The organism is Citrobacter sp. Igbk 14 (assembly GCF_028069825.1).
Taxonomy (GTDB): Bacteria; Pseudomonadota; Gammaproteobacteria; order Enterobacterales; family Enterobacteriaceae; genus Citrobacter.
The window spans coordinates 66,246-80,553 of sequence record NZ_JANEWM010000008.1; the positions used below are offsets into that span (position 1 = coordinate 66,246).

The 14,308-nt window shown below is 54.9% G+C and carries 10 protein-coding genes; 9 read left to right on the forward strand and 1 reads right to left on the reverse strand.

The features are described 5' to 3' along the window. Positions 1-42 precede the first annotated feature (42 nt). From hscB to sseB, 6 genes are all read left to right on the forward strand, one after another. Positions 43-558, forward strand: coding sequence for a co-chaperone HscB (hscB, locus tag NNN64_RS05090; protein WP_271440689.1), 516 nt, complete (start codon positions 43-45; stop codon positions 556-558). Positions 559-573: 15 nt separating this feature from the next. Then, the gene (gene hscA / locus NNN64_RS05095) at positions 574-2,424 is read left to right on the forward strand and encodes a Fe-S protein assembly chaperone HscA (protein ID WP_271440690.1); all 1,851 of its coding nucleotides are present in this window, start codon (positions 574-576) and stop codon (positions 2,422-2,424) included. A gap of 1 nt (position 2,425) precedes the next feature. Continuing rightward, complete coding sequence (gene fdx / locus NNN64_RS05100; RefSeq protein WP_003037690.1) at positions 2,426-2,761, forward strand: ISC system 2Fe-2S type ferredoxin; 336 nt, start codon at positions 2,426-2,428, stop codon at positions 2,759-2,761. 11 nt (positions 2,762-2,772) lie between these two features. Continuing rightward, complete coding sequence (iscX, locus tag NNN64_RS05105; RefSeq protein ID WP_003037694.1) at positions 2,773-2,973, forward strand: Fe-S cluster assembly protein IscX; 201 nt, start codon at positions 2,773-2,775, stop codon at positions 2,971-2,973. A 61-nt stretch (positions 2,974-3,034) separates the two neighbouring features. Continuing rightward, positions 3,035-4,318 (forward strand): aminopeptidase PepB, encoded by a 1,284-nt coding sequence (gene pepB, locus NNN64_RS05110; protein WP_271440691.1) that lies wholly within the window; start codon positions 3,035-3,037, stop codon positions 4,316-4,318. A 93-nt stretch (positions 4,319-4,411) separates the two neighbouring features. Beyond that, a complete protein-coding gene (gene sseB / locus NNN64_RS05115; protein WP_271440692.1) occupies positions 4,412-5,188 on the forward strand; it encodes an enhanced serine sensitivity protein SseB in 777 nt (258 codons plus the stop codon). Between the two features lie 98 nt (positions 5,189-5,286). On the opposite strand, the gene sseA is transcribed toward sseB, so the two are convergent. After that, positions 5,287-6,132: a 3-mercaptopyruvate sulfurtransferase gene (gene sseA / locus NNN64_RS05120; protein ID WP_271440693.1), complete on the reverse strand. Its 846-nt coding sequence runs from the start codon at positions 6,130-6,132 to the stop codon at positions 5,287-5,289. A 206-nt stretch (positions 6,133-6,338) separates the two neighbouring features. Here sseA and NNN64_RS05125 point away from each other — a divergent pair, with 206 nt between their 5' ends. The 3 genes from NNN64_RS05125 to ndk all read left to right on the forward strand — a co-directional run bounded on the left by NNN64_RS05125 (position 6,339) and on the right by ndk (position 14,156). Further along, the gene (locus NNN64_RS05125) at positions 6,339-11,273 is read left to right on the forward strand and encodes an alpha-2-macroglobulin family protein (protein WP_271440694.1); all 4,935 of its coding nucleotides are present in this window, start codon (positions 6,339-6,341) and stop codon (positions 11,271-11,273) included. Then, positions 11,274-13,586: a peptidoglycan glycosyltransferase PbpC gene (gene pbpC, locus NNN64_RS05130; protein WP_271440695.1), complete on the forward strand. Its 2,313-nt coding sequence runs from the start codon at positions 11,274-11,276 to the stop codon at positions 13,584-13,586. It begins immediately after the preceding gene. Between the two features lie 138 nt (positions 13,587-13,724). Beyond that, the gene (ndk, locus tag NNN64_RS05135) at positions 13,725-14,156 is read left to right on the forward strand and encodes a nucleoside-diphosphate kinase (protein ID WP_003037710.1); all 432 of its coding nucleotides are present in this window, start codon (positions 13,725-13,727) and stop codon (positions 14,154-14,156) included. The last annotated feature ends 152 nt before the right edge of the window (positions 14,157-14,308 follow it).

Here is a 14,308-nt window from a genome sequence, read left to right on the forward strand (position 1 = left end):
TTGCCTCATCGAACAACAGAGAATCGATGCCCTGAGAATGTTATGGACTACTTCACCCTCTTTGGCTTACCGGCCCGTTATCAGCTCGATACTCAGGCGCTGAGCCTACGTTTTCAGGATCTACAACGTCAGTATCATCCTGATAAATTCGCCAGCGGTTCTCAGGCGGAACAACTTGCTGCAGTTTCGCAGTCCGCCACTATCAACCAGGCCTGGCAAACGCTGCGTCATCCCTTGATGCGCGCCGAATACTTACTGTCTTTACACGGTTTTGATATCAGAAGTGAACAGCACACGGTGCGCGACACTGCTTTCCTGATGGAACAGTTGGAGCTGCGTGAAGAGCTGGATGAGATTGAGCAGGCAAAAGACAGTCAACGACTGGATGCGTTTATGAAACGTGTCAGCGACATGTACAATGTTCGCCATCAATTGATGGTAGAACAGCTGGATAGCGAGACGTGGGACGCGGCGGCAGATACCGTGCGTAAGCTGCGTTTTCTCGATAAACTGCGAAGCAGTGCAGAACAACTCGAAGAAAAACTGCTCGATTTTTAATTTCCGGAAGCGAAAATGGCCTTATTACAAATTAGTGAGCCTGGTCTGAGCGCTGCGCCGCACCAGCGTCGTCTGGCGGTAGGCATCGATTTAGGCACCACCAACTCCCTGGTTGCAACTGTACGCAGCGGCCAGGCCGAAACGTTGGCCGACCACGACGGTCGCCACCTGTTGCCGTCAGTGGTTCACTATCAGCAGCAGGGCTACTCAGTCGGTTACGATGCGCGTGCTAACGCGGCGCTGGATACGGCAAATACCGTCAGTTCGGTAAAACGCATGATGGGCCGCTCGCTGGCGGATATTCAGGCGCGCTACCCGCATTTGCCTTATACGTTCCAGGCGAGTGAGAACGGTCTGCCGATGATTGAAACTGCTGCTGGCTTACTCAATCCAGTACGCGTCTCTGCTGACATTCTGAAAGCACTAGCCGCGCGGGCAACCGAAGCGCTGTCCGGCGAACTGGACGGTGTGGTGATCACCGTTCCGGCCTACTTTGATGATGCTCAGCGTCAGGGCACGAAAGATGCTGCGCGTCTGGCGGGCCTGCATGTACTGCGTCTGCTGAATGAACCGACCGCTGCCGCGATTGCCTATGGCCTGGATTCAGGTCAGGAAGGTGTCATTGCCGTTTATGACCTTGGCGGCGGTACGTTTGATATTTCTATTCTGCGCCTGAGCCGTGGCGTGTTTGAAGTGCTGGCGACCGGTGGTGACTCCGCACTCGGTGGCGACGATTTTGACCATCTGCTGGCCGACTACATCCGTGAGCAGGCGGGCGTTGCCGATCGCAGCGACAACCGCGTACAGCGTGAACTGTTGGATGCCGCGATTGCCGCTAAAATCGCGCTCAGCGATGCGGACTCTGTCACCGTTAACGTGGCGGGATGGCAGGGTGAAATCACCCGTGAAACCTTTAATGAACTGATTTCCGCACTGGTTAAGCGCACGCTGCTGGCTTGCCGCCGCGCACTGAAAGATGCTGGCGTTGAGGCGCAAGACGTTCTGGAAGTGGTGATGGTTGGTGGTTCAACGCGCGTGCCGCTGGTGCGTGAACGCGTCGGCGAATTCTTTGGCCGTACGCCGCTGACCTCGATTGATCCGGATAAAGTCGTTGCCATCGGCGCGGCTATTCAGGCCGATATTCTGGTTGGCAATAAACCGGACAGCGAAATGCTGTTGCTGGACGTTATCCCGCTGTCCCTGGGACTGGAAACCATGGGCGGTCTGGTGGAGAAAGTGATTCCGCGTAACACCACGATTCCGGTGGCACGGGCACAAGACTTTACCACCTTTAAAGACGGGCAAACGGCGATGTCGATTCACGTGATGCAGGGCGAGCGTGAGCTGGTGCAGGACTGCCGTTCGCTGGCACGTTTTGCACTGCGCGGCATCCCGGCACTACCTGCGGGTGGGGCGCATATCCGCGTGACCTTCCAGGTGGATGCTGATGGCCTGTTGAGTGTGACCGCCATGGAGAAATCCACCGGCGTTGAATCCTCCATCCAGGTCAAACCGTCCTACGGTCTGACGGACAGCGAAATCGCCTCTATGATTCAGGATTCGATGAGTTTTGCCGAGCAGGATGTAAAAGCGCGTATGCTGGCAGAACAAAAAGTCGAAGCAGCACGTGTACTGGAAAGCCTGTCCGGTGCGCTCGCTGCTGATGCCGCGCTGTTAAGCGCCGCAGAACGTCAGATTATCGACGCCGCCGCCGCGCATTTGAGCGAGGTTGCACAGGGCGACGATGTTGACGCTATCGAACAAGCCATTAAAAACGTAGACAAACAAACCCAGGATTTCGCCGCTCGCCGCATGGACAAATCTGTCCGTAGCGCGCTGAAAGGCCATTCTGTGGACGAGGTTTAATATGCCAAAGATTGTTATTTTGCCTCATCAGGATCTCTGTCCCGATGGTGCCGTTCTGGAAGCTGAGACTGGCGAAACGATTCTCGACGTTGCCCTGCGTAACGGTATCGAGATTGAACACGCCTGTGAGAAATCCTGTGCCTGTACGACCTGTCACTGCATCGTACGTGAAGGTTTTGATTCTTTGCCGGAAAGCACAGAAGAAGAAGACGACATGCTGGATAAAGCCTGGGGTCTGGAGCCGGAGAGCCGTTTAAGCTGTCAGGCCCGTGTCACCGAAGACGATTTAGTGGTCGAAATCCCACGTTACACAATCAATCATGCGCGTGAGCATTAACAGAGGGTAGTATGGGACTGAAGTGGACCGATAGCCGCGAAATCGGTGAGGCGTTGTACGACGCGTTCCCCGATCTCGATCCCAAGACCGTTCGTTTCACCGATCTGCACCAATGGATCTGTGACCTGGAAGAGTTCGATGATGATCCACAGGCATCGAACGAAAAAATCCTTGAGGCCATTTTGCTGGTCTGGCTGGACGAAGCCGAATAAGTCAACGGGCTGCCCACGGGTGGCCCGTTTTCCTGTATGCGCGAAAATAAGGATAAATAAAATGACAGAAGCCATGAAAATTACGCTTTCCACGCAACCTGCCGATGCCCGCTGGGGTGAAAAGGCAACATACAGTATCAATAATGATGGCATTACCCTGCACCTGAACGGAAAAGATGACCTTGGCCTTATCCAGCGTGCCGCGCGTAAAATTGACGGTCTGGGGATTAAACACGTTCAACTGGACGGTGAAGGCTGGGATACTGAGCGCAGCTGGGCATTCTGGCAGGGCTATAAAGGGCCGAAAGGCAGCCGCAAAGTTGAGTGGGCTGCTTTGGACGAGGCACAGCGCAAAGAGCTGGATAACCGTCTGAAAATTATCGACTGGGTGCGTGACACCATCAATGCCCCGGCGGAAGAACTCGGCCCGGAACAACTGGCGCAGCGCGCGGTTGATCTGCTGTGCTCTGTCGCGTGCGATAACGTCTCTTACCGCATCACAAAAGGTGAAGATCTGCGTGAGCAGAACTACATGGGACTGCATACGGTGGGACGCGGTTCTGAACGTCCGCCGGTGCTGCTGGCGCTGGATTACAACCCAACTGGCGATAAAGAAGCGCCGGTTTATGCGTGTCTGGTCGGCAAAGGTATCACCTTTGACTCCGGTGGTTACAGCATCAAGCAAAGCGCATTTATGGACTCAATGAAGTCCGACATGGGCGGTGCGGCAACGGTCACCGGTGCGTTGGCATTTGCCATCACCCGTGGTCTGAACAAGCGCGTGAAGCTGTATCTGTGCTGCGCGGATAACCTGATTAGCGGCAACGCCTTTAAGCTCGGCGATATCATTCACTATCGCAACGGTAAAAACGTTGAGGTGATGAACACCGATGCAGAAGGTCGTTTGGTTCTGGCCGATGGCCTGATCGATGCCAGCGCGCAGAAACCGGAACTGATTATTGATGCTGCCACGCTGACAGGTGCCGCGAAAACAGCACTGGGTAATGATTACCACGCGCTGTTCAGCTTTGATGACCAACTGGCTGCTCGCCTGCTGGCAAGTGCTGCACAAGAAAACGAGTTGTTCTGGCGTCTGCCCCTGGCGGAATTCCACCGTAACCAGCTGCCGTCTAACTTTGCCGAGTTGAATAACACCGGCAGCGCGGCCTACCCGGCTGGCGCAAGCACTGCGGCGGGCTTCCTGTCCCATTTCGTGGAAAACTACCAGCAAGGCTGGCTGCACATCGACTGTTCTGCAACTTATCGCAAAGCGCCGGTTGAGCAGTGGTCTGCTGGCGCAACTGGTCTGGGTGTGCGCACAATTGCAAACTTGTTAACCGCTTAATTATGTAGGCCGGATAAGCGTTAGCGCTATCCGGCAAGATAACGGCGGGGGCGCTTCGCTTGCCCGCCCTACATGCATCTCTATTGTGATCCTATGTCTGAAACAAAAAACGAATTAGAAACGTTGCTGGAACAAGCAGCGACTGAGCCAGCGCACCGTCCGGCCTTTTTCCGCACGTTGCTGGAGTCTACTGTCTGGGTACCGGGTACTGCCGCAGAAGGTGAGGCGGTCGTAGAAGACAGTGCGCTGGATCTGCAGCACTGGGAAAAAGAAGACGGCACGACGGTGATTCCGTTCTTCACCTCTCTGGAAGCTTTACAACAGGCCGTGGAAGATGAACAAGCGTTCGTCGTTATGCCGGTGCGCACATTGTTTGAAATGACGCTCGGCGAAACACTGTTTCTCAATGCTAAGCTGCCAACGGGCAAAGAGTTTATGCCACGCGAAATCAGTCTGCTGATGGGGGAAGAAGGCAACCCTCTGAGTACCCAGGAAGTACTGGAAGGCGGTGAATCGCTAATTCTCTCCGAAGTTGCCGAACCGCCCGCACAGATGATTGACTCGTTGACCACGCTGTTTAAAACCATTAAACCGGTGAAGCGCGCATTTCTCTGCTCAATTAGAGAGAGCGCGGATGCTCAGCCGAACCTGTTGATTGGTATTGAAGCCGATGGCGATATCGAAGAGATTATTCATGCTACTGGCAGCGTTGCAACTGACACGTTACCGGGCGATGAACCCATTGATATTTGCCAGGTGAAGAAAGGTGAGAAGGGCGTCAGCCACTTTATTACCGAGCACATTGCACCGTTCTATGAACGCCGCTGGGGCGGTTTCCTGCGCGACTTTAAGCAGAATCGGATTATCTAAAAGACCAGGCCGGGTGGCGACGCATATGTCTTACCCGGCCTGGGATGTGCGCTATTTTGTAGGCCGGATAAGCGAAGCGCCATCCGACATTTCCAGCTTTATAATACCGGTTCTACCGGTAAATCACTCCGCGATCCCCATTCGCTCCACGCACCGTCATACAAGGACACATCAGGAACCTCCAGCGTGGCAAGCGCCAACACGACGACGGCAGCCGTCACACCGGAACCGCAACTGGCAATGATTGGTCTGTCAAAGCTCACGCCGTGGCTAAAGAAAATCGCATCCAGCTCATCGGTGGTTTTCAACTCTCCGTCACGTACCAGTTCTGTCCACGGCACGTTCAGTGCTCCTGGAACATGACCGCGTTTCAGGCCTGGACGAGGTTCATCAACCTGGGCATTAAAACGTGCCGCCGGGCGGGCATCGACGATCTGTGCCGTTTTTTCATGGCTGGCCAGCAGCACATCGGTCACGCGTACAACCGCTTCAGGCGCGAATGCTGTATCAAATTCACCTTCGGGCAAGTCAACGTTTCCTGTCTGCAGGGGGAGCTCATCACGCTGCCAGCCAGCCAAACCGCCAGCCAGAATTGAGACATTCTCAACGCCAAATGTCCGCAACATCCACCATGCCCGCGGGGCAGAGAACAGGTTACCTTCATCGTATATCACCAGGTGCTTATCCTGGTGCACGCCTAACTCGCGCATGGCGACGGCGAAGGCTTCCGGGCGCGGCATCATGTGCGGAAAGGGGGAGGTGTGGTCAGAGAGGGCTTCAATATCAAAAAAGACAGCGCCAGGGATGTGCCCTGCACGATATTCCTCGCCAACATCGCGATCTTCCTGGCCTGGAGGTGCCATCCGGGCATCAAGAATTTGTATTTCCGGGTCGTCGATATGTTCGACAAGCCAGTCGGCAGCGACAAAGAAGGCGGTAGTCATAGGCATCTCCATTTTTACCAGGTTTCGGCAAATTGTCGGATGTTTACTGTAAAGCGACAAGTAAAAGAGGCTGATTTGTCAGGCCGAACCACATTAATCATTAAAATTCAGACAACATCATTCGCTTGCCGACTTCCACCGTAAGAAATCTGACGCATAATAGTTGTACTACGTAGCTAACAGGCCACTGCGGCCAGGGATGAAAAATGAAATATATTCGCGTAGCGGCCTGCATGCTGATGCTGGCCCTGGCAGGGTGCGATAATAATAACGATAAGCCGCCAACAGCGGCGAAAAATGATGCGCCAGCCCCGCAGAGCGCACTGGTAAAAGATCCGGCGCAATTACAAAAGCTGATACAGCAGAGTCAGGGCAAGTCGCTCACACTGCTGGATGCCTCTGAAGTTCAGCTTGATGGCGCAGCAACCCTGGTCCTGACTTTCTCTATTCCTCTCAATCCCGAACAAGATTTTTCCCGCGTCGTGCACGTTGTCGATAAAAAAAGCGGCAAAGTGGACGGAGCCTGGGAGCTGGCGCCGAATCTGAAAGAGCTGCGTTTACGCCACCTTGAACCCAACCGCGAGCTGGTGGTCACCATTGAGCGTGACTTGTTGGCATTGAATAAAGCGACGTTTGGTATTGAGTATGAAAAAAATATTACCACCCGCGATGTTCAGCCCAGCGTAGGGTTTGCCAGTCGTGGCTCGCTACTGCCGGGCAAAGTGATCGAAGGATTACCGGTGATGACGCTGAACGTTGATAGCGTAGATGTGAACTTCTTTCGCGTGAAACCTGAATCGCTCGGTGCCTTTGTCAGCCAGTGGGAATACCGTAACGCATTGTCCAACTGGGAATCAGATAACCTGCTGAAAATGGCGGAACTGGTGTATACCGGGCGCTTTGATCTCAATCCAACGCGTAATACCCGAGAAAAACTGTTGCTGCCGTTGAGCGATATCAAGCCGCTGCAGCAGGCGGGTGTGTACGTGGCGGTGATGAATCAGGCCGGGCATTACAACTACAGCAATGCCGCGACGTTATTTACGCTCAGCGATATTGGTGTGTCTGCGCACCGTTACCATAATCAACTGGATGTTTTTACGCAGAGTCTGGAAAACGGTGCTGCGCAACAAGGGATTGATATCACCTTACTCAATGAGAAAGGGCAGACATTGGCGCAAGCCACCAGTGATGCGCAGGGGCATGTAAAGCTTGAAACTGATAAAGATGCGGCTTTATTGCTGGCGCGAAAAGATGGGCAAACCACATTGTTGGATTTGAAACTCCCGGCGCTGGATCTGGCCGAGTTTGATATTGCCGGTGCGCCGGGCTACAGCAAACAGTTCTTTATGTTTGGTCCGCGCGATCTCTATCGTCCTGGTGAAACGGTGATCCTCAACGGATTACTGCGTGATAGTGACGGAAGAACACTGCCCGATCAGCCCATTAAGCTGGAGGTCGTGAAGCCCGACGGGCAGGTGCTACGTTCGGTGGTCAGCCAACCTGAAAACGGTCTGTATCGTTTTAGCTGGCCGCTGGACAGCAGTGCGCCAACTGGTATGTGGCATATTCGGGCTAATACCGGTGATAACCAGTCGCGGATGTGGGATTTCCACGTCGAAGACTTTATGCCGGAACGAATGGCGCTCAATCTCGCTGCTGAAAAGACGCCCGTGGCGCCGGCGGATGACGTGAAGTTTTCCGTTGTGGGCTACTACCTGTATGGCGCACCTGCCAACGGTAACGCCCTGCAAGGCCAGCTTTTCCTGCGGCCGCTGCGTGAAGCGGTGCAGGCGCTACCAGGATTCCAGTTCGGTAATATTGCTGAGGAAAACCTGTCCCGTAGCCTCGATGAAGTTCAGCTTACGTTAGATGCACAAGGTCGCGGTGAGGTCATCGCCAGTAGCCAGTGGCAAGAAACGCATTCGCCGCTGCAGGTAATTTTGCAGGCCAGTCTGCTGGAGTCGGGCGGCCGTCCGGTGACCCGTCGGGCAGAACAAGCTATCTGGCCTGCGGATACGCTGCCGGGTATTCGTCCGCAGTTTGCGGCGAAAGCCGTGTATGACTACCGCACCGATACCACCGTAAATCAGCCCATCGTTGATGAAGACAGCAATGCCGCTTTCGATATCGTGTATGCCGATGCGCAAGGCGAGAAAAAAGCGGTAACCGGTTTGCAGGTGCGTTTGATCCGTGAACGTCGGGATTATTACTGGAACTGGTCTGATGGCGAGGGCTGGCAATCACAGTTTGACCAAAAAGATCTGGTTGAGGGTGAGCAGACGCTGGATCTTAAGGCCGATGAAACCGGTAAAGTTAGCTTCCCGGTAGAGTGGGGCGCATACCGCCTCGAGGTTAAAGCGCCAAACGATACGGTCAGCAGTGTACGCTTCTGGGCGGGTTATAGCTGGCAGGATAACAGCGACGGTAGCGGAGCGGTCCGTCCCGATCGCGTGACGTTGAAACTGGACAAACCTAATTATCGTCCCGGCGATACCATGAAGCTGCACATTGCTGCGCCAGCAGCGGGTAAAGGCTATGCGATGGTGGAATCGAGTGAGGGTCCGCTGTGGTGGCAAGAAATCGAGGTGCCTGCAGATGGTCTTGAGCTCTCTATTCCGGTCGATAAAAGCTGGAACCGCCATGATTTGTATCTCAGTGCGCTGGTGATCCGCCCTGGTGACAAATCCCGTTCAGCAACGCCTAAACGTGCGGTTGGACTGCTGCATTTACCGCTGGGGGATGAGAATCGTCGGCTGTCGCTGGCGCTGGAAAGCCCGGCGAAAATACGTCCAAATCAACCATTGACCGTCAAGATTAAAGCCAGCGTTAAAAATGGCGACGTACCAAAACAGGTTAACGTGCTGGTCTCTGCCGTTGACAGCGGGGTCCTGAATATTACGGATTACGTCACGCCAGACCCGTGGCAGGCATTTTTCGGGCAAAAGCGCTACGGTGCAGATATTTATGATATTTACGGCCAGGTGATCGAAGGTCAGGGGCGTCTGGCGGCACTGCGTTTTGGCGGTGATGGCGATGAGTTAAAACGAGGCGGAAAACCGCCAGTCAATCACGTCAATATCGTCGCACAACAGGCGTTGCCGGTTACGCTCAACGAGCAGGGTGAAGGCACAGTGACGTTACCGATTGGTGATTTCAACGGCGAGCTGCGGGTAATGGCGCAGGCCTGGACGGCGGATGATTTTGGCAGCAGCGAAAGTAAAGCGATCGTTGCCGCCCCGGTGATTGCTGAATTGAATACCCCGCGTTTCCTGGCCGGGGGCGATACGTCGCGACTGACGCTGGATGTAACTAACCTGACAGACAAACCGCAGACGCTGAATATCAAGCTTGCCGCCAGTGGATTACTGGAACTGATGGGGCAAGATCCGGCACCCGTGAATCTGGCACCAGGCGTACGTACCACGCTGTTTGTTCCAGTGCGTGCCCGGGAGGGATTTGGCGAGGGTGAAATTCAGGCTGAGATTTCAGGTCTGGAACTGCCTGGCGAAACGTTCTCTGCTTCACTCAAGCAATGGAAGATCGGCGTGCGTCCGGCGTTCCCGGCGCAAACCGTCAATAACGGTGTTGCGCTCCAGCCGGGTGAAACCTGGCAATTGCCTGGTGAAGAGTTGGTTGATTTTTCACCGGCTACAGTGCAGGGACAACTGTTGTTCAGCGGTAAGCCGCCGCTAAATCTGGCGCGCTACATCCGTGAACTGAAAGCCTATCCTTACGGTTGCCTCGAGCAAACCGCCAGTGGACTGTTCCCGTCGTTATATACCAATGCCGCGCAGCTGAAAGCGTTGGGCATAGCGGGCGACAGCGATGAGAAACGCCGTGCGGCAGTAGAGTTCGGGATTTCCCGGTTGCTGCAGATGCAGCGTGATAACGGGGGGTTTGCATTGTGGGACAAGAACGGGCCGGAAGAGTATTGGCTGACGGCCTACGTTATGGACTTCCTCGTGCGAGCAAACGAACAAGGTTATAGCGTACCGACAGAGGTGATTAACCGGGGGAATGAACGGTTGCTGCGCTATTTACAGGACCCGGGCATGATGTCGATTCGCTATACCGACGATACCTCAGCAAGTCGCTTTGCAGTACAGGCTTACGCAGCACTGGTGCTGGCTCGTCAGCAGAAAGCCCCGCTCGGCGCACTACGCGAAATCTGGGAGCGTCGTGCACAAGCGGCGTCTGGTTTGCCGCTGCTGCAACTGGGTATTGCGCTGAAAAACATGGGTGATGCGAATCGCAGTGAACAGGCGTTGACGCTGGCATTGAATACACCACTCCGCGATGCGCAGCAATGGATGGCGGATTACGGTAGTCAGCTGCGCGATAATGCGCTGATGCTGGCATTGTTGGAAGAGAATAAGCTCAAACCTGACGTGCAGAATACGCTGTTGAATACGTTGTCAGAACAGGCCTTCGGCCAGCGCTGGCTCTCTACTCAGGAAAATAATGCGCTATTCCTTGCCGCGCGTACGCTACAGGATTTACCTGGCACGTGGCAGGCGCAGACGTCACTTGCCGAACCGCCTCTGACAGGTGAAAAATCGCAAACTTATAATCTGGATGCGGACACGCTCTCTACGCTGTCGGTCACCAACACCGGCAATTTGCCACTATGGCTGCGTCTGGATGTCAGTGGTTACCCGCAAAACCCGCCGACGCTTGCCAGCAATGTCCTGCATATTGAACGTCAGATCCTGGGGCTGGATGGTCACAGCAAATCGCTGGACTCTCTGCGCAGCGGCGAACTGGTGCTGGTTTGGCTGACGGTAAATGCCAGCCAGAACGTGCCTGATGCGTTAGTCGTTGATCTGCTGCCCGCTGGGCTGGAACTGGAAAACCAGAATCTGGCCAACGGCAGTGCCAGTCTGCAGGACAGTGGTAGCGAAGTGGCGAATCTGCTCAATCAGATGCAGCAGGCTGATATTCAGCATATGGAGTTCCGCGACGACCGTTTTGTCGCGGCGGTGGCAGTCAACGAAGGACAACCGGTCACGCTGGTGTATCTGGCGCGGGCGGTAACGCCGGGGACCTATCAGATTCCTGTACCGCAGGTGGAATCAATGTATGTTCCGCAGTGGCGTGCGACTGGAACGGCAGAGGGGCCACTGATTGTCAGACCGTAAATGATGCACCGGTTGGGGAAACGCGGCTGCTGGCTCTGGCTGGTCGCCGTTATGCTATTACTCGTGGCGGCGGTTTGGTCGGCAGATAAAATCTGGCCGCTGCCGCTTCATGAAGTCGATCCTGCGCGTGTCGTGGTGGCGTACGATGGTACACCGCTATGGCGTTTTGCCGATGCGGACGGTATCTGGCTTTATCCGGTCACAATTGATGAGGTCTCGCCGCGATACCTCGACGCGTTAATCAATTACGAAGATCGCTGGTTCTGGAAACATCCCGGTGTTAATCCGTTTTCGGTGCTACGCGCGGCGTGGCAGGATCTCTCCTCTGGACGCGTGGTTTCGGGCGGCAGTACGCTCACCATGCAGGTGGCAAGATTGCTTGACCCTCATCCTCGCACCTTTGGCGGTAAGTTCCGCCAGCTCTGGCGCGCAATGCAACTGGAGTGGCACCTTTCCAAGCGCGATATCCTGACGCTCTATCTGAACCGTGCACCGTTTGGCGGCACGCTTCAGGGGGTGGGGGCAGCAAGTTGGGCCTATCTGGGCAAATCGCCCGCACAATTGAGTTACTCCGATGCCGCACTATTGGCTGTTCTGCCGCAAGCGCCGAGTCGTCTGCGCCCGGATCGTTGGCCAGATCGCGCCGAAGCTGCGCGCAATAAAGTGCTTGAGCGTATGGCGACGCAAGGGATTTGGCCCGCGAAGCAGGTACAGGAGTCGCGCGAAGAACCAGTCTGGTTAGCTCCCAGACAGATGCCACAGTTAGCGCCCTTATTCTCGCGCATGATGCTGGGAAAAAGTCGCAGTGACAAAATAGTGACCACGCTGGATGCCGGGCTGCAACGTCAACTGGAAGAGCTGGCGCAAAACTGGAAGGGGCGGCTTCCTGCGCGCACTTCGCTGGCGATGATTGTGGTCGATCATACCGATATGAGCGTGCGTGGCTGGGTGGGGTCGGTAGATATGAATGACGACTCCCGCTTTGGTCATGTGGATATGGTGAACGCGATTCGTTCTCCGGGATCGGTGCTGAAGCCATTTGTTTATGGCCTGGCGCTGGATGACGGATTGATTCACCCGGCTTCGTTGCTGCAGGACGTGCCGCGTCGTACCGGGGATTATCGTCCAGGGAATTTTGATAGTGGCTTTCATGGCCCGGTGAGCATGAGTGAAGCGCTGGTACGTTCGCTAAATTTACCCGCAGTTCAGGTGCTTGAAGCTTATGGACCGAAGCGTTTTGCCGCAAAATTGCGTAATGTGGGTTTGCCGTTGTACTTACCCGCAGGAGCTACGCCGAATCTGTCGTTGATCCTGGGCGGTGCGGGGGCGAGACTTGAAGATATGGCGGCGGCATACAGCGCGTTTGCCCGTCATGGTAAGGCGGGAAAACTGCGTTTGCAGCCGACAGATCCACTGCTGGAGCGCCCGTTGATGTCAGCAGGCGCGGCGTGGATTATTCGTCGGATTATGGCTGACGAAGCACAACCGCTACCGGATAACGCGCTGAGCAGAGTGGTTCCTCTGGCGTGGAAAACGGGTACCAGCTATGGCTATCGTGACGCATGGGCAATCGGCGTTAATTCACGTTATGTGATAGGTATCTGGACCGGCCGACCCGACGGTACGCCGGTGGTCGGGCAGTTTGGTTTTGCCAGCGCCGTTCCTCTTTTAAATCAGGTGAATAATTTGCTGCTGGCGCGGGGAAGCGCTCAGCCGGAGGATCCGCGTCCTGATTCGGTTAGCCGCGGTGTGGTGTGCTGGCCTGGTGGACAATCTCTGCCGAATGGTGATGGTAACTGTCGTCGTCGTTTAGCCACGTGGCTACTGGACGGTAGCCAACCGCCAACGTTGCTATTACCCGAACAAGAAGGCGTGAGTGGCATTCGTTTTCCTGTCTGGCTGGACGATGAGGGAAAACGCGTTGCAGCGGATTGCTCGCAGGCTCGTGAGCAAACATTAATCGTCTGGCCATTGCCGCTGGAACCCTGGCTGCCGGAATCAGAGCGTCGGGGCGCGAGGTTACCGCCGGTTTCTACAATCTGTCCGCCGCTGGGGCAGGATGCTTCATTACCGCTGCAGTTGACAGGTGTGCGCGATGGCGCGATTGTGAAGCGTTTACCCGGTATTCAACAGGCTTCATTACCGGTGCAAACCAGCGGTGGGACAGGTGAGCGCTGGTGGTTTCTTAACGGTGAACGACTGGATGAGCGCGGGCGTCGTCTTACCCTGCGACTCACAGTAAAAGGGGATTACCAACTCCTGGTGATGGATGACGCGGGGCAAGTGGCGACGGTGAGATTTTCTTTGCAATAGACCAGGTTGAGATGTTTTGTTGCTAAAAATCATCTTATTTTAAAGAAATGTTACCTTCGTCAATAGTCAACGGCCAGGATGCTCTTTATAATCCGCGCCAGGTAAACCATAACAGAACATCTTTTTTCAGAGGTAATCATGGCTATTGAACGTACTTTTTCCATCATCAAACCAAACGCGGTGGCAAAAAACGTTATTGGGAGCATCTTTGCGCGCTTCGAAGCAGCAGGGTTCAAAATTGTCGGCACTAAAATGCTGCACCTGACCGTTGAGCAGGCGCGTGGCTTCTATGCTGAGCACGACGGCAAACCGTTCTTTGATGGCCTGGTTGAATTCATGACCTCCGGTCCAATCGTCGTTTCCGTACTGGAAAGCGAAAATGCCGTACAGCGTCATCGCGATCTGCTGGGCGCAACGAATCCGGCAAATGCGCTGGCCGGTACGCTGCGTGCCGACTACGCGGACAGCTTCACCGAAAATGGTACCCACGGTTCCGATTCCGTTGAATCCGCAGCCCGTGAAATCGCCTATTTCTTCGGTGAAGGCGAGGTTTGCCCGCGCACTCGCTAATCTCCTGCGTCTTTCACGTCGCAGATGCGTTGGCTGCGTTCGTTTACCCCGGTCACATAGTTTTCTATGCTCCCGGGGATGCTCGAACTTGCCGCCTTCCTGCGACGCGAAATCCTTTGGAGATGAATTAGCGATTTACATATTATTTTCGC